Source organism: Neiella litorisoli (genome assembly GCF_014773395.1).
GTDB classification, from domain to species: Bacteria; Pseudomonadota; Gammaproteobacteria; order Enterobacterales; family Neiellaceae; genus Neiella; species Neiella litorisoli.
In genome coordinates this window covers 152290-173993 of the sequence record NZ_JACXAF010000006.1, presented here as the reverse complement: position 1 = coordinate 173993, position 21704 = coordinate 152290, and the positions used below count along the sequence as shown (strand labels likewise).

Here is a 21704-nt window from a genome sequence, read left to right as displayed (position 1 = left end):
TTTGACGTGCAATTAACCTTTCGCTCATATTTGTGAATTGGTGATCTTTCTCACACGCTCCCCTAGAACAACGACTCGATTCGAGTGTGCGCCATTGTGCCTTATATTCAGCTAGACCTTTAGAAATAAGGTTTCTTCGACTTTAAAAGTAAAATTAAATGTGAGTTTGGCCGCACAAAATCACAAAGAGCCTGTTTAAACATTTTACAAAACTGTTAATCTCTGAACGCTACATTTAGTAATACAATAATACCTTATGACAACGTAGGGAGTTCCTTATGAAACATCGCGCCACGCTGGCGCTTGCTGTGGCACTAGGCTTGGGAGCCTGTGGTGACGGCGGCAGCCAAAAGCTCGGAAACGAAACTGTACCCGCTCCACCACGGGAGCAGCCACCAGAATCTCCAGACCCTTCATTACCCGAAGAGGTTAACTTCACTGACGTCACAGTCCATGACCCGTCAGTAATTCGCACCAACGACGGCACATATTATATCTTTGGTTCCCACTTAGCTGCGGCCAAGTCCACAGACTTAATGAACTGGACCATGGTTGCCGATGGCGTTAATGACGACAATCCACTATTTGATACCTACGCAGAAGAAGCAGCAGAAGGTATTGCTTGGGTAGGCGGTCATGTCGGCTCTTGGGCTGCAGACGTCATTCAACTCGAAGATGGCAAGTACTATTTCTACTATGATCACTGCGCGCTGCCAGAGACCGGCGCCTGTGTATCTCGCTCATACATGGGTGTTGCTGTATCCGACAATATTGAAGGGCCTTATTCGAACTTAGGCTTATTCTTACGTTCTGGTCACGTTGGCGCCGAAAATCCTGGCATCGACGGCAACGACTACGACGGCAACATCCACCCGAATGCCATTGATCCTGACGTATTTTTCGATGCCGACGGCAAATTATGGATGGTGTACGGCTCGTACTCAGGCGGCATCTGGGTAATGGAAATGGACGCTACGACTGGCTTCCCACTACCCGATCAAGGTTACGGCACCAAGATCATGGGTGGCTATTACAGCGCCATTGAAGGGCCATACATGTTCTATAGCCCTGAATCAGAGTACTACTATCTGATCACATCCTTCGGTGGCTATGAGCAGAACGATGGCTACAACATGCGCGTTGCTCGCTCCACCAGCCCAACCGGTCCATTCTTAGATGCTTCTGGTACCGATATGATCGGCGCAGCAGGTAACTGGAATAGCATTGAGCCGTATGGCGTAAAAATGATGGGCGGCCACATGTTCGTCAACAACGTTGGCGAAGCTGGCACTGACCATGGTTACATGGCTCCGGGCCACAACTCTGCTTACTACGACGAAGAAACAGGCAAACACTTCCTGATTTTCCACACTCGTTATCCACATTTGGGCGAAGGCCACTCGGTTCGCGTTCACGAAATGTTCATTAACGAAGATGGCTGGCTGGTCACTGCGCCACATCGCTATGTACCGCTAGTCGGCGAAAACATTGTCGATGGTATTGATCTGCGCGGCACCTACCAATTCATTAATCATGAGCATGACATTAACCGTGAAGCGAAAGTTTCAAGCTATCTAACACTGGAGCCTTGGGGCGTGATCAGTGGTGATTATGCCGGCTCTTATCGTTTTGATGATGACAACAACATCACGCTCGACATTGATGGTTTGGGTTCGTTTTCAGGCAAGCTGTCTTGGCAATACAATGACAACTCTGAACGCCTGACGCCGACTTTCACCGCATTGTCTTCTGATGGTGTGACCATTTGGGGTAGTCAATTAGATAATCCAAGCGATGAAGAAACGGTCGGTCGGATCGTGGCGGAATTAGCAGCCGGCATGCCGTCTTCTAGCCAGTCCAATATCGAATTGCCAACCACTGGCGCACTCGGTGCAACCATTGAATGGCAAACCGACAAACCTGAGTACATCAATACCAGCGGTATTGTCAGCCGTCCAAACGCGGGCGAAGCCGATGCACAAGTCACCTTAACTGCGACAGTGACACTCAATGGCGTCACCACGACTGAGCAATACGTCGTTATTGTTCCTGCTCGCAAGCCATACAACCGAGTCGCTCAGTACTCGTTTGAAGGTAACCTTGATGATCAGCTCGGCTACAACGCCACTGCCACCGAAACAGGTACCACACCTGATTCAACTGATGGTGCCGTGTTGTATGCAGCAGGCCAAAGCCAGCAAGCAGTGTGGCTCGATGGCACCAGTGGTGTCCGTCTACCAGATGGTTTGATCAACAACTACGAATACACGGTATCGATGTGGGTCAACCCAACAGTGATCACCGGCTTCACTCCAGCCTTCTTTGGCGCCCAAGCAAATGACAACTGGCTCAGCCTGTTGCCACAAAGCTGGGATGGCAACACCATGCTGTGGAGCGGTAGCCAACGTTGGTACGACGCATCAACTGGCCTGCGTATTCCTGAAAATGCTTGGTCTCACCTTGCGTTCTCGGTGAAACAAGGCGTGGTTAAAGTCTACGTGGATGGTGAAGAGCGCTTCAGCGGTGGTAACTTCCAAGATCTGTTCAGCGGTGGCGCAGGCGTGTTCACTCTGGGCGTCAACTACTGGGATCTGCCATTCAATGGTCTGATCGATGAGTTGAAGATTTATGAAGGTGCGCTGAGTGCGGCTGAGATCCAAAACTTGGATATCGTGCCACTGCCAGCTGCTGATTTGGTGGTCTCTGCTGCAGAGCTATTGGACATTGGCGACACCAGCTCATTACGTGAAGATATTTACCTGCCAACCACTGGCGCCTATGCCGCTGCGGTTAGTTGGGAATCATCAAATCCAGCCGTCATCTCGACGCTGGGTGAAGTGACTCGTCCAGCTGCTGGTGAGCCTGACGCCACCGTGACGCTGACTGCAACCATTACCCTTGACGGCGAAACCGCGACCAAGCAATTCACTGCAGTTGTTCGCTCCAATGGCTTGCCAACGCCACTGGCTTGGTACAGCTTCGATGGTGATGATCTAAGCGATGCCCAAGGCTACTTTGCTGCAGGCACGCCAACAGCTGGCCTGATTGGTAGCGAAGGTGGCAACATTCAATACGCGGATCGCGCTGAAGGTCGTGCTCTGGTGTTAGATGGCGCATCAGGTGTTGAATTACCGAACAACCTGATCACCGACAATACCTATAGCTTTGCGCTCTGGTTAAACCCAACAGAACTTAACCAGTTCACCCCAGCGTTCTTTGGTTATGCTAACAGCGACAGCTGGGTCAGTGTTGTTCCTATGGGTACCGATGCGGTGAGCAACAACACCATGGTTTGGTCTGGTACCAGCTGGTATGACGCGGGTGCAGGTCAGCAAATCCCGACGGGCAGCTGGAGCCACTTAGTGGTGACGCTGAACGGTGATGCCCTCACCATCTACATCAATGGTGAAGAAGCATTTAGCGGTACTGGCTTCCCAGATGTCTTTGGTGCAGCGGCTGCGACCGGCTTTGCCATCGGCGTCAACTTCTGGGATACACCATTTAATGGTCAGGTTGATGAGTTGATGATTTTTGATGAGGTGATTTCGGCCTCTGATGCAGCTCAGTTCTACCTGCAACAGCAGTAATTGTTGCTTCCCTGAAAAGCACCGGCTTAATCGGCCGGTGCTTTGTTAATTGGCTTGATTTAGTTTTTGAAGGTTTTTTCTATGTTTAAATCTCTGACTGTAGCCGCACTGCTTAGTGCAGCAACATTACCCGCACTTGCTGCCAACCCAATTATTACCGACGCCTTTACCGCCGATCCGGCGGCGCTGGTTCACGGTGACACCGTTTACCTGTACACCGGCCATGATGTTGCTCCGAATAATGATGTGTTTTTTGAAATGCACGACTGGTTGCTTTACACCTCAAAAGACATGATCAATTGGGAGTCTCATGGTGCATTCATGAAAGCCACCGATTTCAAATGGGCCACCGGTCAGGCTTGGGCTTCTCACATGGTGGAAAAAGACGGCAAGTTCTACTTCTACACCACCGTCCGTCACGACGATAGCAAGCCTGGCTTTGCCGTTGGCGTTGCCGTATCTGATTCTCCTTACGGTCCGTTTAAAGATGCCATTGGCAAGGCCTTGATCACCAATGACATGACCACCGAAACGCCAAATGACTGGGACGATATTGATCCAGCCATCTTTATTGAAGAGAACGGCGACAGCTATATCTTCTGGGGTAACTTGGTTCCTAAATACGCCAAACTCAAAGACAACATGATTGAGCTTGATGGCGATTACAAAGTAATGGATCTCCCTAACTTTACCGAAGCGCTTTGGGTCCATAAAAAGAACGACTATTACTATGTCACTTATGCCTGTGAATTCCCTGAGAAAATCTGTTACTCAATGAGTAAGAGCATTCACGGACCTTGGCAATATAAGGGCATTTTGAATGAGATTGCCGGTAACTCTGAAACCAATCACCAGTCGGTCATTGAATTCAAAGGCAAAGATTATTTCATCTACCACACCGGCGCCATGCCACCGAAAGAAGGTCAGCCAAGTGGTGGTCGCTTCCGTCGTTCGGTTTCAATCGATCCTTTGTATTACAACGACGATGGCTCACTGCAGCGCATCATCATGACAACAGAAGGGCTTAGCAAATAATCTCTCGCCCTAACCATTGTCGACAGGCGACACGGCGACCAGCCATGTCGCCTTTTTCAATCAAGGAGACGCCATGCGTTTTCGCAACTGGGCATTGGCCATACTAATGGTTAACGTCATGATATCTTGCTCAAACAAATCAGATTCAATCTCACCGGTTACCCTCGATAACCGCTTTGCCGACCATATGGTGTTGCAACGGCTACAACCCATTCCGCTATCGGGTACCGCTGATCCTGCGAGCGAAATTAATATCTCCTTGGCCGGTCACAGCGCCCTCACAGTAGCTGATGATAATGGTCACTGGCACGCCCAGCTGCCAGCAATGCCGGCAGGTGGTCCGTATCAGCTGACCATCGTCGCCGATCGGCGCATCAGCCTTAAAGATATTTACCTTGGTGATGTCTGGTTGGCATCAGGCCAATCCAACATGGAATGGAAGGTGGCCAATGACATTAATAACATGGCGGCAGAAATAGCCGATTCGAACTACCCGCTGATCCGCTACGCCGAAGTAGAAAATAGCTACAGCGAAGTGCCACAATCCGAGCTCAAGCGCCGGTTGTCTTGGCAGGTTGCGTCGCCCTCTAAGGTCGCAAACTTCTCAGCCGTGGCTTGGTTCTTCGCCAAACACCTGCAACACAATGAACAGGTTGCCGTTGGCATTGTCGATAGTACTTGGGGTGGCACCCCAGCCGAAGCGTGGGCGCCAGCACCGGCATTACTTCCTTTGCCAGCCTACCAAGCTCAAGCCAGCGATATCATCAGCCAGCCACAACAATGGCGCCAGCGGATTGAGCAAAATGAGGCCGCCCATCAACACAAGTGGCAAATCATCAACAACACCAGTGCCGATGAAGCCTACGGCGTTCACCGCAGCGACTACGATGATCAAGCTTGGCAACGAATTGATCTGCCAACGCCGGAGCCTCTGGCAGATGTGGTCTGGTTGCGCAAACGTTTTGAGTTAGCCAACGCCAACGACGATGTCGTCATTGAGTTCGGCACTGTCATTCAAAACGCCCACGTTTATCTCAATGGTCAATTGATCCATCAAAAAGACTGGTCATCCACCCTCGATCGCCTGCCGCTGGATAACGATCTGCTGCGTGCTGGCGATAACCTGCTCGCTTTGCGGATCACCAACGACTGGGACAACAAAGTGTTTGTCGGCCTCCCCGGCCGCGTTCAGCTACACATCAATGATCACGCCTCAGAGTTTGGTCAGGGCTGGGCGTTCAATAACCGCATTGCACCACCTCTGCCAATGCCGGAGTACATTCACTGGCGGCCATCAATGCTCTACAACAGCATGATTGAACCACTGACCACAATGCCAATTAAAGGCGTCATTTGGTATCAGGGTGAAAGTAATGCCGATCAAGCGGAACATTACCAAGACTTGTTTGCCCAGCTCATTGGCAGTTGGCGCGACGCATGGGGCAACGCCCAGCTACCGTTTATTTTTACCCAGCTGGCCAATTTCATGACGCCAGTGACGCTCCCCTCTGAAAGTGACTGGGCAACGCTGCGCGAAGCCCAGCGTCACACTTTACAGATCGCTAAAACCGGCATGGCGGTGACCATTGATATTGGTGATGCTGATGATATTCATCCGCGCAATAAGCAAGATGTTGGTTACCGTCTGTGGCTGGCTGCGAATCGTGTGGTTTATCAGCACCAACCCATCCTTGATAGCCCACAACCTGTGAGCGCTGAAATTCAGGCTGGCGAAATCTTGGTCCGATTCAACCAAACCGCCGCGGGCTTAAAGTTGACTAACGAGCAACCGTTAGCGGGGTTTGCCGTTAAAGACAAACACCTTGGCTGGCAATGGATATCTGGGCGAGTTGAAGGCGACAAAGTGATACTGCAACTGCCAGCGACGGTTAATCAGCCGCAGGCGCTTCGTTACGCTTGGGCCGATAATCCCAAGGTTAATCTGGTGAATTCTGCCAATCTGCCTGTCACGCCGTTTCAATGGCAGTTTGATCGGTAGCAACAACTCAGCCGCAAGGGTTGCGGCTGAGCATTAACATCAACACAAGGATGCTGTTTATGAAAAAATTAACTCTTGGCTTAGTTTGTGTGCTGCTGTCATGGCAAGCACAAGCGCAATTGACCATAGTCTGCGACGATTGCAAGCTACTGCAACAACAGTTGTTGGCGAGCAATCAGTTACCGGCTCAAGCATTGCCTGCCGACGTCGCGGCACAACTCCCCACCACGCTACACCTAATTGATTTCAATCAACAGCAGGTTAGTTCCTACTCACTAACGAGTAATTCAACACCAGCGGTTCAAGCCATAGCGACGCCAGCTGACGTTGAAACAAAGGTGGCGCAGCTGTTTGCCCAGTTCGATCAACTAGCAACCGCACTGGCGCAACACACTATTCCTCAGAGCACTGTAGCCAACGCTTGGCAACTGCCTCACTGTGCCTATTGTCAGCCGCAAATCAAGGACTGGCTCAAGCAGCAACCATGGGCAGCGCAGATACTGCAGCGTCTCTACCAATTACTTGACCAATTGCAACCAGTTATTGGCGGCCTGAAGCAAACCTATACTTTGACGCTGGAGACCGGCGGCGAGCTCATCGTTCAGTTACAGCTGATTTATCATAGTCAGGATATTTCGTTGGATGTCATGGAGGTGATTGATGCTCGAAATAACTCAGTGCCACTCAGCCACAGCAAGCTGGCAGGTCTGATCGTGCAGGGCAAGATGGATGACTACTACCAAAAGGCCGCGCCTTATTTGTGGCGAATAGGTTATACCTTCTACCAAAGCCCTCAAGGCAGTGTCCGCATTGTCGAATGTCGCCGTCCCGGTGAAACACTACCGTCAGAATTACCTGAATGTAAGTAACGCCACCGATACAAACAAGGGCGAACCACTGGTTCGCCCTTTTACTGTTAACTCGGTGCTGCTGACAAATCGTGATTAGGCCAAATCAAAACGATCGGCGTGCATCACCTTGCTCCAAGCTGCGACAAAGTCATTAACAAACTTGTTGAGATTGTCGTCTTGGGCATACAACTCAGCATAAGCCCGTAAGATCGAGTTGGAGCCAAAGACTAAATCAACTCGGGTTGCGGTCCACTTCAGCTCATCAGAGCCGCGTTCTGACAAATGATAAAGATTCTTAGCAACCGGCTTCCAGGTGTAATTCATGTCGGTCAGGTTGACAAAGAAGTCGTTACTCAACACACCTTCGCGATCGGTGAAAACGCCATGCTTTTCACCACCATAATTGACACCAAGCACCCGCAAGCCGCCAACCAACACGGTCATTTCCGGCGCACTCAAGCCCATCAACTGAGCACGGTCCAACAACATTTCTTCGGCACTGACCGCATAATCGTCTTTAAGCCAGTTGCGGAAGCCGTCATGCAAAGGCTCCAATACATCAAACGAGGCGCTGTCAGTCATTTCGTCGGTGGCGTCGCCGCGGCCAGCTGCAAACGGCACGGAAACAGCAACGCCCGCCGCTTGGGCGGCCTGTTCAATGGCCAGATTACCACCGAGCACAATGACATCAGCGACGCTCGCCCCGGTTTCTGCAGCAATGCCTTGCAACACAGCGAGCACCCGCGCCAACCGCTCTGGCTCATTGCCCTGCCAGTTATTTTGCGGTGCTAACCGAATACGGCTGCCATTGGCACCGCCGCGCTTATCTGAGGCACGGAAGGTGCGCGCACTATCCCAAGCGGTGGCAATCAGCTCAGCACTGGTCAAGCCGCTAGCGGCAATTTTAGCCTTGACGGCATCGGCATCATAGTCGGTGCTACCTGCTGGGATCGGGTCTTGCCAAATCAAATCTTCGGCTGGCACATCTGGGCCAAAGTAACAGGCTTTCGGCCCCATATCGCGGTGCGTTAGTTTGAACCAAGCGCGGGCGAAAACTTCTGAGAAGTAGGCTGGATCCTTGTAGAAACGCTCGGAGATTTTGCGGTATTCCGGATCTTTCACCAGCGCCATGTCAGCATCGGTCATGATCGGATTGTAACGCTCGCCAGAACCTTCAACATCAACCGGCTTGTCTTCTTCTTTGATGTTGATAGGCTCCCACTGGGAAGCGCCCGCGGGGCTTTTTTTCAGCTCCCAGTCATAGTTGAATAACAAGTAGAAGTAACCATCATCCCACTGGGTTGGATTGGTCGTCCATGCGCCTTCGAGGCCACTGGTGACCGCGTCGCGACCGACACCGCGCTTGGTTTTATTCAACCAACCCAAGCCTTGATCTTCGACCCCTGCGGCTTCTGGCTCAGGGCCTAATAAGCTAGCATCGCCGTTACCATGACATTTACCAACCGTGTGACCACCGGCGGTCAACGCCACTGTTTCTTCATCGTTCATTGCCATTCGAGCAAAAGTGACCCGCATGTCTTTCGCTGTTTTCAGCGGATCAGGCTGGCCATTAACACCCTCTGGGTTAACGTAAATCAGGCCCATTTGCACAGCAGCTAGCGGATTTTCCAATGACTCCCGATTACCGCCGTCGGCATCATAACGATTGGCATCCAACCACTCTTTTTCCGAGCCCCAGTAAGTGTCTTTCTCTGGGTGCCAGATATCTTCCCGACCAAAGCCAAAACCAAAGGTTTTTAGTCCCATTGATTCATAGGCCATGGTACCGGCATAGGCGATCAGATCGGCCCAGCTCAAGCTGTTGCCATACTTTTTCTTAATCGGCCACAATAAGCGTCGTGCTTTATCCAGATTGGCGTTGTCCGGCCAGGAATTGAGCGGCGCAAAACGCAAGTTACCGGTGCCCGCTCCACCGCGGCCATCCGCCGTCCGGTAGGAGCCTGCCGCATGCCATGACATCCGGATCATCAAACCACCATAGTGGCCCCAGTCGGCCGGCCACCACGACTGACTGCTGGTCATTAAATCTTTCAAATCGGCTTTTAGAGCATCCACATCCAGGTTTGCCAGGGCTTCGCGGTAGTTGAAATCCGCCGCCATCGGGTTCGACTTGGAGTCGTGTTGATGCAAAATATCCAGGCTCAGTGAGTTGGGCCACCAGGATTTACCAGCCTTAGTTTCCGACGTCGCACTGCCGTGCATAAATGGACAACCACCAGCTGATTTATTATCGTCGCTCATTGTGAGCTCTCCTCAGTATGTTGCATATAATTAGTAATATAATATTATTTTGAGCTAGCACTTCGGCAACCTACAGATCGTGTCTCTAATTGCTTTGATCTAGGTTATTTAAGTGAGCACTAATGCGCCCTTATTTCCGGTTCGGCAGCGCCAGTATTGAAGCGCCATCTATCCCCGGAGAAATCGTTCGTAGTCAACCTCCATAAAGTCGGAGCGTTGAAATTTATGCTGTTGAGAAAAAGGAACGGTACAGTCGTAGATGGTTTTACAGGATAGTCCATGGTGCAAAATAGAGGGGCTTATCGCCGGTGATTGTGACGGGTCTAACACATGGCATTTAACCCCTGGAATGACGATGGTATCGACGTCTGACTGATGCCGAGTTGTCAGCTCCCAGAGCACATCATTGCTATCAAAAATATCAACATCGTGATCGACCAAAATAACTGTTTTGAGTTCTCTGAAGGCGGCAAAAGCACATAACGCAGCTTGTCGCTCCAAGCCTTGGTCACCCTGTACTCGCTTATGAAACTGAATTACCGCCAGTAACTTACCGCCACCTGCGGAGTGCGCATACACATTGTTGACCCGCCCCGGCATGGCCGCTTCCAATGCCGCTAAAATACTGGCCTCTGTCGGTATTCCAGCAAGTGACACATGCTCTTCACTCGAGCCGATCGTCGTTTGGCAAATGGGTTGAAAGCGATGGGTTACCGCCTTCACTTTGATGACCGGCAAACTCGGATTGGCTTCTCCGGTGTAGCCCGGAAACTCCGGCATCGCTTTACCAGTACCGGAGTTCTGATCTTCCACCACTCTGGCGTCTGGGACGATTTCCCCTTCGATTACAATTTCGGCATCAGCCACCGCTTTGGCGCTGCTAGTGACACATTGAGTTAATTCGACCGGCCTGGAACGTAATGAGCCCGCAATTTCCAATTCATTAAAACCAATCGGTGTCGCCGGTGGTTCAAAACAAGAGGCGCAATAAATCGCCGGATCGACACCAATGCTGACCGACACAGGCAGTGGCTTGCCCCTTGCTTCAGATTTCGCCCGAAACGCATCAATGTGTCGGCCTGGCGCAAAGAAAATGGATAACTCATCTCGCGATTGGATGCACTGCCGGTGGATGGTGACGTTCTCTGCGCCCGTTTCCGGATCAGCGGCATACACCAGTCCCATCGTGATAAACGGCCCTGCATCTTCACTGGTATTGGTTGGTGCTGGCAGCAGTTTGCCAAGATCAAATCCCGGATCGGTGGCTAAATGGACCACTTGCTGGCAAACCGCAGAACCTTTCGGCACCATCACCGGTGGTAACGGATTCTGTAACGCTCGGCACATTTGCTGGCCGAGTTGATCTGGCGCTGCGCCCAGTAAGTAACCCAGACGCTGGCGCGATCCCACCACGCCAATTGCGACCCGCGCATCGGGATGGCCAATAACCTCATTAAATACCATCATCGGGCCGGTCTTAGTCGGCCTTGCTGTGGTGCCACCGGCACCGATGTGGCGGTAAACTCCCGATAATTCCGCCACTGGGTCAACTGGTTCCGAGGTTTCTAGGACTTGGTCGGGAAACTGCTTGAGGTAAGCAATGGCCGAACGCAGATCGTAGACCGCTTGATGGGCCTGCTGATAATCAAAGTCTCGATGTAATTCGCGGGTCATTCCAACTCCTGAAACTAGTTTTGGACGATAATGCCCACAGTTCCGGTAAGATTACCCCGCTGGCACTTGCACCGAGCAGCACATAATTTGCATAGTCATTATTCATTTTAGCTATCGTGATGCGCTCTTAACTGTCGCGATGGACTTTGGCAATCAGCTAACTGAATCACTGAACAAGGGTTTTACATGCATTATCAGGATCACGCCTTACACCGAATGAACCTGAACTTGCTGATCCCTCTCAAAACCTTGTTGGAAACGCGCAGCGTGTCGCTCGCCGCTGAGCAACTGGCCATGACCCAGCCAACCTTGAGCCGGCAGTTAGCGCAGCTACGTGATTTACTCAATGATGAATTGTTGGTGCGAGTGGGTACTCAGTATCAGCTTACGCCGAGGGCAGAGGAGATTGCGGCGTCACTGGAGGATGTCCGAACGGATTTGTACCGGCTGCTTCACAACCGCTTTGATCCCAAGGCTGATCGTCGCCAGTTTTCAATTTGTGCGCCTGACTACGTCAGTACTTATGTGTTGCCTGATGTCATCGCCAAAGGGGTGGTACCCCATAGCAACTTATCGGTAGCGCTGCACAATTGGGATAGCCAATCGCGAGCATTATTTGTTGATGGCAAAATCGACTTTGCCATTAGTATTGATGATGCCTTTGCCGCCAATTTCTATCGTCAGCAAGTTGCTCGTGATCATTGGGTTTGTTTGATGCGCCAAGGCCATCCACTAGCCCAACACACATTGACCATCGACACCCTGCTGCGCTACCCCCATGCATCAACCAAAACCGGCGGCGGCGCCGATCGGCCAATAGAAAAAGCGCTCAAGACCATGGGTCTTGAGCGCCAGATTCAGCTTCATTGCCAGGGCTATTCGCCCATGTATGCAACGCTAAGTCATTCCGATCTGTTGGCAATCGTGCCGCTTCATCAGGCGCAAACCATGGCACCACAATATCAGCTTTGTTATCAGCCGCTGCCGTTCGATCTAGAACCACTGAGCTATTCGGTGTTTTGGCATGAGCGCCTCCATAAAGACCCTGCTCATCAATGGTTTCGACAAACCCTTTTGCCATTGATTCTTAGTCACGACGCTCATCATGTTCGCTGACCAGCTAAGTCAAATGGGGCTTAGCGCGCCAGCCAACCACCATCCACAGCAATGGTGTAACCATTGATGTAATCCGAGGCAGGTGATGCCAAGAACACGCATGGACCAGCCAAGTCACTCGGATCACCCCAGCGGCCAGCAGGAATACGCTCCAAAATAGCTTGATTGCGTGCTTCATCGGCGCGCAACGCTGCGGTGTTGTTGGTCGCCATGTAACCCGGAGCAATGGCGTTGACGTTAATTCCATGAGCGGCCCACTCATTGGCCATCAGGCGAGTCACACCCATGACACCACTTTTCGATGCGGTGTAAGACGGCACTCGAATACCACCTTGGAATGACAACATTGAGGCAATGTTGACGATCTTGCCGCCTTCGCCCTGCGCAATAAATTGCTTGGCGGCAGCTTGGGACATAAAGAACACTGATTTAACGTTAATATTCATGACGTCATCCCAGTCTTTCTCAGAGAATTCGATGGCGTCGTTGCGGCGAATAATACCGGCGTTATTGACCAAAATATCAATGCGACCAAACTCACTCACTGCACGTTCGATGATCGATGGAATGTCATCCAGCTTCATCAAGTCAGCACGAATATCGAGAAATTTTTTGCCAGTGGCCGCCATCTTTTCGATGGTTTCGGTTGGCTCAACAATATTCACCCCGACAATGTCACAACCCGCACTGGCTAAACCCAACGCCATGCCTTGTCCCAAGCCAGTATCACAACCAGTGACAATGGCAACTTTGCCGTTCAAATCGAATGAATCGAGAATCATGATCCCTACTCCGCTATTGTTTTGTTAGATATAGATTGTTGTTTGTTTTGCCAAAGTCCCGCTTAACTAGCGACCACCTCAGCGCTCTGGTTCAAAAACTGCTGTGCTTGCTCAACCATCAGCCGTGAGCCAGCAAAAAACGGCACCCGCTGATGTAAACTAGTCGGCTCGATATCAAGGATCCGCTGACGGCCATCGGAAGCGATCCCTCCGGCTTGTTCAGCCAAAAATGCAATGGGATTACATTCATAGAGCAGCCGCAATTTGCCATCTGGCGCACTTTCCGTGGTCGGATAAATGTAAATGCCACCTTTGAGTAAATTGCGATGGAAATCAGATACCAGCGAGCCGATATAGCGCGAGGTATAAGGCCGGTTAGTGGCCTCATCTCGCTCCTGACAGTACTTAATGTACTGCTTCACTCCCGCCGGAAACTTGATGTAGTTGCCTTCGTTAATGGAGTAAATAGTGCCGTTGTCCGGTAGCCGCATATTGGGGTGAGACAGCGCGAATGCGCCAAGAGTCGGGTCATAGGTGAAGCCATTGACACCAACCCCAGTGGTGTACACCAACATGGTGGAAGAGCCATAAATCACATACCCAGCAGCAACCTGATTGCAGCCCGGCTGGAGAAAATCTTTGCCGCTGACCGGCTCGCCAACCGGCGTGATCCGTCGATAAATCGAAAAGATGGTACCGACGGAGACATTCACATCGATGTTTGACGAGCCGTCGAGAGGATCAATCAGCACCACATAACTGGCGTTTTTGCCCCGCTCGCCATCAAACACAACAAAGTCTTCTTCCTCTTCGGAGGCCAGCCCACAGACCTCGCCGCGTGCTTCCAATGCCGCCTTGAATTTATCATTGGCAAACACATCAAGCTTTTGCTGCACTTCACCTTGAACGTTTTCAACACCCACTGCGCCAATAATGTCGGGCGACAAACCTGCCCGATTGATCTCTCGATTGACAATCTTTGCCGCCAATCGAATCGCGCTAATCAGCGATGACAATTCGCCCGTTGCGTGGGGAAATGCATGTTGCTGCTGAACAATAAATTCACCGAGAGTGGTCATACTAGCCACGGCCGAAATCTCCTTTGATGGTCGCTGCCTGACTCTGTTTAAGCGTTGGCCTGCGCGCAAGCGTCAGTGATTGCTTGCCAATCGCCAGCTTCAACCCAAGCTTTAGCCGCCACCCAAGTACCACCAACGGCAAAACAGTTCGGCAAACTCAAAAAGTCGTTTCGGTTATCGGCACTAACGCCGCCGGTTGGGCAGAAACTAATCTGCTGAAATACCGAGCTCATCGCCTTGATAAAGGCGGCGCCGCCGGCCAATGAGGCAGGGAATAACTTCAGCTCGGTAAACCCGTATTCGCTGGCCAGCAGAATGTCGCCGGTATTCGACACGCCCGGTAGCACAGGCACCGGACAGGCTTTTAGAGCTTGTAGCAAGGAGTTTGAGATCGCTGGTGTGACGATAAAATCGGCACCGGCTGCCAATGCTTTATCCAAGGTATCGACGCTGATCACAGTACCTGCACCAACACACATATCAGGGTAAGCGGCCTTAATCGCTTCAAGGGCTTCAATCGACGCCTCGGTACGAAGCACCACTTCAACCAAATGAATACCACCAGCACGCATCGCTCCGGCGATTTGGACACCTTCTTCAGCAGAGTTAGCCTGAATGATGGGCAGCAGTTGTTGATCCTTCATTAAGCTCTTAAAAGAGTTCATTGTTAACCTCATGGGAATAAAACATAGATTGAGCAGCCGAGCTGTTTTAGTAGTGGCCTACGGCTGCTCAGAAAGTAAAAATTAGCGTTCGATCAAAGGTTGCGTTGGCACGATTGCACCCGCTTGCTGAATCACCTGCCCGGCCAGCTGATTGCCCCAATCTGCCGCTTGCTCATCAGTTTTACCGAGTAGCCAAGCGGCTAAGAAACCAGCATTAAAGGAGTCGCCTGCGGCAGTGGTATCAACCACATTGGCAACCGGCGTGGTAGCGACATGATTCATGTTGCCAGCGGCGACCAGATAACAACCATTGGCGCCATCTTTGAGCACTAGCCGAGGAATGGTGTACATCGCCAATCGCTCAGCTGCAGCTGCGATCGACGCATCGCCCCACAGGTCGGCTTCATCATCAAAGGTCAATAACGCCAGATCGGCTTGTTCGTAGAACTGCTCGTAGTTTTCTTTGGTTTGAGCAACGCTTTGCCACAGCCGAGGTCGATAGTTGCCATCAAATACCAACTTGACGCCACGGAAGCGGGCTTCATCCAGCATGGTTAACAGCTGTGCCCGATCGTTATCGGGCAAAATGGCAAAGGAAATGCCCGACACATAAATCACGTCATAGTCGAACAGCGCTTCGGTGACGCGTTTAAACTCTAGGTGCTGCACGATAAAGCGGGCAGCGGCACTATCGCGCCAGTAGTGGAAAGTACGCTCGCCCTGATCGTCATTCTCAATCATGTACAGGCCAACATTACGCTGACTATCACGCAGCACATATTGGGTATCAATACCCGCCGCTTGCCATTGTTCAACAATGGCCGAACTCAAGCTGTCGTCACCCATCGCGGTGACATAAGACACCACCGCTTGCCCATCGAGCAGCCGCTTGAGGTACAAGGCCGTATTGAGGGTATCGCCGCCATAGCCTTGCTTCATATTACCGAGCACTTGGCCAGACAACTCCGCCATGCACTCGCCGATAACAGCAACTTTGATCAGCTTACTCACAGCGTCACCCCTTTTTTCCAGATTGCTACTTCGCGGATCTCGTTGATTTCATTTTTCACTGGTTCGCCACTACAGGTTCGGACCAGTAAATCAATAAACTCATCGAGCATTTCCGGCATCGACATGTCGCCAATCAAACGCCCCGCATCAAAGTCAATCCAATGCTTTTTACGCGTCGCCATTTCCGAGTTGGTAGCAATCTTCATGGTCGGCACAAAACCACCGTATGGGGTGCCGCGGCCCGTGGTAAAGAGCACCATGTGGCAACCACAGGAGCCTAGCGCACTGGTCGCAATGGCATCGTTACCCGGCGCATTGAGCAGATGAAGGCCGGGGTTCACCAGCTTTTCACCGTAATCGAGAACCGCTTCGACAACACTCTGACCAGCCTTTTGAGTACAACCCAAGGACTTGTCTTCGAGCGTAGTAATACCGCCCTTTTTGTTACCCGGTGACGGGTTCTCATAGATAGGCTGATTGTGATCTTTGTAGTAACGCTTGAAGCCGTTCACCATATCGACCAAGTCAGTAAAGGTTTGCTCATCTTTACAGCGCGACATCAGAATGGTTTCTGCGCCGAACATCTCCGGCACTTCGGTGAGTACCGTGGTGCCGCCGCGCGCAATCAGATAATCGGACAATTGGCCCAACAGCGGGTTGGCCGTAATGCCCGACAGGCCATCACTACCGCCACATTCGAGGCCAAATTTAATTTCAGTTAGCTTACCCGGCTCACGCTGATCATGACGCATCACCTGATACAGCTGCTCAAGCAACTCCAGACCAGCTTCCACTTCATCTTCGACTTGCTGAGAAATAAGGAAACGGATGCGGTCCTCGGGCACATCTTCAACCCCACGCATGAACGCCGACACCTGATTGTTTTCACAACCCAGACCAACCACCAAAACACCACCCGCATTGGGGTGCGATGCCATGTTTTGCAGCAAGGTCTTGGTGTCTTCTAAGTCATCGCCCAGCTGAGAGCAGCCGAATTGATGGGGGAATACATGGACACCGTCAATCTCAAGATCCGGATGCTGAGCAAGAAACTCTTTGACCATGTGAGTTGCCATGCCGTTGACACAGCCCACCGTTGGGATCACCCAGAGTTCGTTACGAATGGCGACCTGGCCATTGGCGCGACGATAAATTTGCACTTCTGGCGAGTCGTCAGCGACCGCAGCCACCGTTGGTGACACCGGATCATAGCTGTATTCCAACTCATCGCTGAGGTTGGTTTTCACCTGATCAGTATGAACCCAGTCACCGGCTGTCAAAGCAACCTGGCTAGCACCGATGGGAGCCCCGTATTTGATGATGAATTGCCCCTCATCGATGCTAGACAGGGCGACTTTATGACCTTTTTCAATGTCTTGTTTGGGCGTCACACTGAGGCCATCAAACTCATACTGTTGGTCTGCTTGCAGTGGCGCTAAGGCAATCGCAACATTATCTGTTGGATGCAATTGAATCAGCTGTTTCATGACTGATAAGCCCCTAGTAGTGCTTCCAGCTCTTCGCGCACGCCATGCTCCATATAGCCGCTTAATCGCTCGGTCACCGCTGCAACCAAGCCCGGAATGGCAGTTAGATCCTGCTCCCAGTGCTCACTGAACGACAACACTGATGCCACCAGATCGGTCAGTTGAATCGCACCATCGTCAAATTGCTGCCAAAGAGCACTGAACTTGGTCAGCCAGACCGCATCATCAACCAGCTCAACGCTCTGATCGCCGCGCTTGCCTCGGTACAGCAAAATCTGACCAGCCATGGCAGCAACAATGCTTGGCGGCAGCTCACCTTTGAGCTCAACGTACTTGCACAGCTGTGGCAGCAAGCGAGTCTTGAACTTGGTCATGCTGTTTAGTGCAATCGACATCAGCAAGTGATGAATATAGGGGTTCTGGAATCGGCTGATCACGGCATTGGCAAACTCTTGCAATTCTTGCTGTGGCAGATCCAATGTTGGGATCACTTCATTGAAGATCAGTTGCTCAACAAATTTCGAGAACAACTCATCATCAACCACTTCCTTCACGGCATCGAGGCCAGCCAGATAAGCCACCGGCACCATAGCGGTATGAGCGCCATTTAAGATCGCCACCTTACGTTGCTTGTAAGGGTAAATGTCATCCACTACCAGAATGTTCAGATCGCTTTGATCCAGGTTGAGAAATTCCTTAAGCTTGTCTGGGCCTTGGATCACAAACAGGTGGAAGTATTCGCAGGTGACCATGAAGTTATCTTCATAGCCAAATTGCTGTTGTAAGGCTGCATGCTCATCGCGAGGGAAGCCGGTGACAATGCGGTCAACCAAGGTCGAGCAGAAGTCATTGGCATCGTTTAGCCAGCTGACAAAGCCCGCTTCGAGATCCCACAACTGGCAATAACGCAGGACAATTTCTTTAAGCTTTTCGCCGTTGTAGTCAATCAGTTCGCAAGGCAGGATCATCACCCCTGCATCAGCGGCACCTTTAAAGGTCAGATAACGGTGATAAAGCCACTGGGTCAACTTGCCCGGAAAGGCTTTACAAGGACGGTCAGACAAGCGATCGCTGTCAATGAATTCAATACCTGCTTCAGTGGTATTCGATACGATCAGTTCGATATCGGGACTTTCCGCCAATGCCATGTAGCGGTCAAAGTCTTTATAAACAGGAATTTCCTCATTCACGCACTCAATGACAGTGCTGTTTTGTACCGCTTGACCTTGCTCGTCAACACCGCGAACGATGGCGGTATATAAACCGTCCTGAGTATTGAGCAACGGCAGGGCGTCGTAGTCAATCGGACGAATAATGGCGATACCAGCATTAAGCTGACAATTCTTGTTGAGGCTATCAATTTGCCAATCAACAAAAGCACGTAGAAAATTCCCTTCTCCGAACTGCATGATGCGAGTTGGATAAGAGGTGGCCAGGTAGTTTTTTCGGTTTAGCTGCTTCATTGGCAATCCCGTCACAAAATTATAATTTCTGCCTAAACTGTGCCACCGGTAGCATTTTTTAACCCAAATGTTGCCTCGGGACACTTTTCGTTTGACATGTTGCCACCGGTAGCAAAAAATGACAACACACTGTTTCGAGAATGTGCAGCAGTTAACACAGCGGCTACAAACAACGGGGTTTGATGGTGCTTTCGATGTTCAATTTGACAGGTAAAACAGCACGAGTCACCGGCGCCAGCAAAGGGCTTGGCCAGGATCCCGGCAAGCCGTTGGATGAAGCAGAAGATTTGATCGGCGCGGCAATTTATCTCGCATCAGACGCAAGTAATTATGTTAACGGCCATGTCTTAGCCGCAAACGGCGGATGGCTTGCCAGATAGAGGATAGACGAGTGACAACAACAAACTTTGAGAACCGATATGCAATCGGTCCCAATGAGGTCAAACAGATGGATACCGCACAGTTGCGTGACGCGTTTTTAGCGCCGAAACTGATGCAAGCGGATCAGGTCAGTTGGATCTACACCCATTACGAGCGCTTTATGGTCGGCGGTGCAGTGCCGGTCAATGCCGAATTGGCGCTGGAAACCCTCGATGCGCTGAAAGCAGAATATTTTCTGTTCAGCCGCGAGATCGGCATCATTAATGTTGGCGGCGATGGCTACGTGATTGCTGACGGTGAGCGTTTTGAGATGCAATACAAAGACACCCTGTATTTGGGCAAAGGTACAAAGGATGTCGTGTTTGGCTCAAGCAGTAGCGAACAACCGGCTCACTTCTACCTAAACTCCGCCCCAGCTCACAAATCTTATCCGAACACCAAGATCCCGGTAGCAAAAGCGAATGTGCTGCATATGGGCGATTTAACAACGTCGAACCAGCGTGATATCAATCAGACCATGATCAATTCGGTGGTGAAAACGTGTCAGTTACAAATGGGCATTACCTGCCTGAATACCGGCAGCGTCTGGAACACCATGCCTGCCCACCAACATGATCGCCGCAATGAAGTCTACTTCTACTTTGAAGTACCCGAGCAACAAGCCGTTTGTCACTTCATGGGCGAGCCAACCGAAACTCGACATATTTGGGTCCAAAACGAGCAGGCCGTTATCTCGCCGCCTTGGTCCATTCATTCCGGTTGCGGCACACAAAACTACAGCTTTATTTGGGGCATGGCCGGGGAAAACCTCGACTATGACGACATGGACAAATACGCACCATCAGAATTGAGGTAAGGGCCTCCCAAGCGTTAGCTAACTCGGCTTACTTCATATTAATAATCATTAAGAATTAAGTGGTTCACAACATGACTACAACAACGATGAACAATGAAAAAGTAAAAGTCGGTAATTACCGATTCAGGATCCTCGCGCTATTGATGTTTGCTACAACCATCAACTACTTTGACCGAAGTATTATCGGCGTGATGGCACCAACCTTAGAGAAGTTATTCAATTGGAGTAACAACGATTACGCCAATATTATGATTTCTTTTAAAGTGGCATACGCCATCGGGATGCTCTACATGGGTGGTATTATTGACCGTCTGGGCACCAAGAAGGGCTACACCCTGTCGATTGCCATTTGGAGTATCTTTGGCATGCTGCATGCCTTCGTGCGGCCATCGTTTAGTGTTGTCGGCTTTGCTGCGGCGCGCTTTGGCTTGGGCTTTGGTGAAGCCGGTAACTTCCCTGCTGCGGTGAAAACCGTTGGCGAATGGTTCCCAAAAAAAGACCGCGCGTTTGCCACCGGTATCTTTAATGCGGCAACCAGCTTTGGTGCGATTGCCGCGCCGTTTGTGGTTGGCGCCATCGTTTCGGTTGATGGTGACAACTGGCAAATCCCCTTCCTCATCACCGGTGCATTAAGTAGCATCTGGGTATTCTTATGGTGGCGCACCTATGCCAAGCCTGAAGATCATCCAAAGGTTTCAAAAGAAGAGCTGGCCTATATCCAAAGTGATTCTGAAATTATCGAAGAATCGGAAGAAAAACTGCCATGGCGCCGCGTTGCCAAAACACGTGAAGCTTGGGCATTTGGTGTCGCCAAAATCACTGACGCGGTATGGTGGTTCTACCTGTTCTGGGGTGCTAAATTCCTCGCCGACTCCTTCGGCGTCGACATCAAAAACATCGCCATTCCGTTTTTCATCATTTACGCCCTGGCCGATGCCGGTAGTATTTTTGGCGGCTACATTTCGGGTTACTTCATGCGTCAAGGTTGGACCGTGAACAAAGCGAGGAAAATGACCTTGCTGTTCTGTGCCCTGATTATTTTGCCGGTCTGTTACGTTGCCATTACCGAAAGCAAATGGGTCGCCATCTGCCTTATCGGTCTCGGTGCTGCTGGTCACCAAGCTTGGTCGGCTAACATCTTTACGCTGGTTTCTGATGTCATGCCGAAAAAAGCCACTGCGTCGGTCGTCGGCATTGGCGGTATGGTCGGTGCGGTAGCTGGTATGGTCGCCGACAAACTGCTCGGTTCCGTATTGGATCAGGCCGGTAACTCTGGTTACTTCTACGCCTTTTTGATTGCGGGTTCTTGTTATCTGGTGATTTTAGGTATTGTCCACTTGATGATGCCGAACATGACGCCGCTTGATGACGATCTCAAGCCAATTAAAAATTCAGCAAATAGCTAAATGAAACGGGGCTCAGCATAATGAGCCCCATTTTTACATGTGTTAATTTC

At 50.9% G+C, this 21704-nt stretch carries 15 protein-coding genes and 1 pseudogene; 8 read left to right on the top strand and 8 right to left on the bottom strand.

The annotated features are described in order from the left end of the window. Window positions 1–278 precede the first annotated feature (278 nt). From IC617_RS06300 to IC617_RS06285, 4 genes are all read left to right on the top strand, one after another. The gene (locus IC617_RS06300) at window positions 279–3587 is read left to right on the top strand and encodes a LamG-like jellyroll fold domain-containing protein (protein ID WP_191144133.1); all 3309 of its coding nucleotides are present in this window, start codon (window positions 279–281) and stop codon (window positions 3585–3587) included. A gap of 81 nt (window positions 3588–3668) precedes the next feature. Continuing rightward, window positions 3669–4622 carry a glycoside hydrolase family 43 protein gene (locus tag IC617_RS06295; RefSeq protein ID WP_191144132.1) on the top strand — a complete coding sequence of 318 codons (954 nt, stop codon included), beginning with the start codon at window positions 3669–3671 and terminating at the stop codon, window positions 4620–4622. A 73-nt stretch (window positions 4623–4695) separates the two neighbouring features. Then, window positions 4696–6621, top strand: a complete 1926-nt coding sequence (locus tag IC617_RS06290) for a sialate O-acetylesterase (protein WP_191144131.1) — start codon at window positions 4696–4698, stop codon at window positions 6619–6621. 59 nt (window positions 6622–6680) lie between these two features. Next, window positions 6681–7490, top strand: coding sequence for a hypothetical protein (locus tag IC617_RS06285; protein WP_191144130.1), 810 nt, complete (start codon window positions 6681–6683; stop codon window positions 7488–7490). Between the two features lie 75 nt (window positions 7491–7565). On the opposite strand, the gene katG is transcribed toward IC617_RS06285, so the two are convergent. Together katG and IC617_RS06275 are read right to left on the bottom strand one after the other, a co-directional pair. After that, window positions 7566–9734 carry a catalase/peroxidase HPI gene (gene katG / locus IC617_RS06280; protein ID WP_191144129.1) on the bottom strand — a complete coding sequence of 723 codons (2169 nt, stop codon included), beginning with the start codon at window positions 9732–9734 and terminating at the stop codon, window positions 7566–7568. Between the two features lie 168 nt (window positions 9735–9902). Continuing rightward, entirely contained in the window at window positions 9903–11408 is a 1506-nt protein-coding gene (locus IC617_RS06275) for a UbiD family decarboxylase (protein WP_191144128.1), read from the bottom strand. 186 nt (window positions 11409–11594) lie between these two features. Between IC617_RS06275 and IC617_RS06270 the strand changes: the two genes are divergently transcribed. Then, complete coding sequence (locus IC617_RS06270; protein ID WP_191144127.1) at window positions 11595–12524, top strand: LysR family transcriptional regulator; 930 nt, start codon at window positions 11595–11597, stop codon at window positions 12522–12524. A gap of 20 nt (window positions 12525–12544) precedes the next feature. Here IC617_RS06270 and kduD read toward each other — a convergent pair whose 3' ends face one another. The 6 genes from kduD to IC617_RS06240 all read right to left on the bottom strand — a co-directional run bounded on the left by kduD (window position 12545) and on the right by IC617_RS06240 (window position 19011). Further along, window positions 12545–13306 carry a 2-dehydro-3-deoxy-D-gluconate 5-dehydrogenase KduD gene (kduD, locus tag IC617_RS06265; protein WP_191144126.1) on the bottom strand — a complete coding sequence of 254 codons (762 nt, stop codon included), beginning with the start codon at window positions 13304–13306 and terminating at the stop codon, window positions 12545–12547. Between the two features lie 62 nt (window positions 13307–13368). Beyond that, window positions 13369–14385 (bottom strand): class 1 fructose-bisphosphatase, encoded by a 1017-nt coding sequence (gene fbp / locus IC617_RS06260; RefSeq protein ID WP_224745850.1) that lies wholly within the window; start codon window positions 14383–14385, stop codon window positions 13369–13371. Between the two features lie 47 nt (window positions 14386–14432). Further along, a complete protein-coding gene (gene eda, locus IC617_RS06255; RefSeq protein ID WP_191144124.1) occupies window positions 14433–15050 on the bottom strand; it encodes a bifunctional 4-hydroxy-2-oxoglutarate aldolase/2-dehydro-3-deoxy-phosphogluconate aldolase in 618 nt (205 codons plus the stop codon). Between the two features lie 81 nt (window positions 15051–15131). Continuing rightward, window positions 15132–16061 carry a sugar kinase gene (locus IC617_RS06250; protein ID WP_369410371.1) on the bottom strand — a complete coding sequence of 310 codons (930 nt, stop codon included), beginning with the start codon at window positions 16059–16061 and terminating at the stop codon, window positions 15132–15134. Continuing rightward, entirely contained in the window at window positions 16058–17548 is a 1491-nt protein-coding gene (locus tag IC617_RS06245) for a UxaA family hydrolase (RefSeq protein ID WP_191144123.1), read from the bottom strand. The genes IC617_RS06250 and IC617_RS06245 overlap by 4 nt, the downstream gene beginning before the upstream one ends. Next, on the bottom strand, window positions 17545–19011 hold the full coding sequence (locus tag IC617_RS06240; protein ID WP_191144122.1) for a tagaturonate reductase: 1467 nt from the start codon (window positions 19009–19011) through the stop codon (window positions 17545–17547). The genes IC617_RS06245 and IC617_RS06240 overlap by 4 nt, the downstream gene beginning before the upstream one ends. 246 nt (window positions 19012–19257) lie before the next feature. On the opposite strand from IC617_RS06240, the pseudogene IC617_RS06235 reads away from it, so the two are divergent. The 3 genes and pseudogenes from IC617_RS06235 to IC617_RS06225 form a co-directional block, all read left to right on the top strand. Then, window positions 19258–19391, top strand: a pseudogene (locus tag IC617_RS06235) (SDR family oxidoreductase); the annotation flags it as partial. Beyond that, on the top strand, window positions 19376–20248 hold the full coding sequence (gene kduI, locus IC617_RS06230; protein WP_191144121.1) for a 5-dehydro-4-deoxy-D-glucuronate isomerase: 873 nt from the start codon (window positions 19376–19378) through the stop codon (window positions 20246–20248). The pseudogene IC617_RS06235 and the gene kduI, both read left to right, overlap by 16 nt. Window positions 20249–20319: 71 nt before the next feature. Then, entirely contained in the window at window positions 20320–21654 is a 1335-nt protein-coding gene (locus tag IC617_RS06225; RefSeq protein ID WP_191144120.1) for an MFS transporter, read from the top strand. Window positions 21655–21704 lie beyond the last annotated feature (50 nt).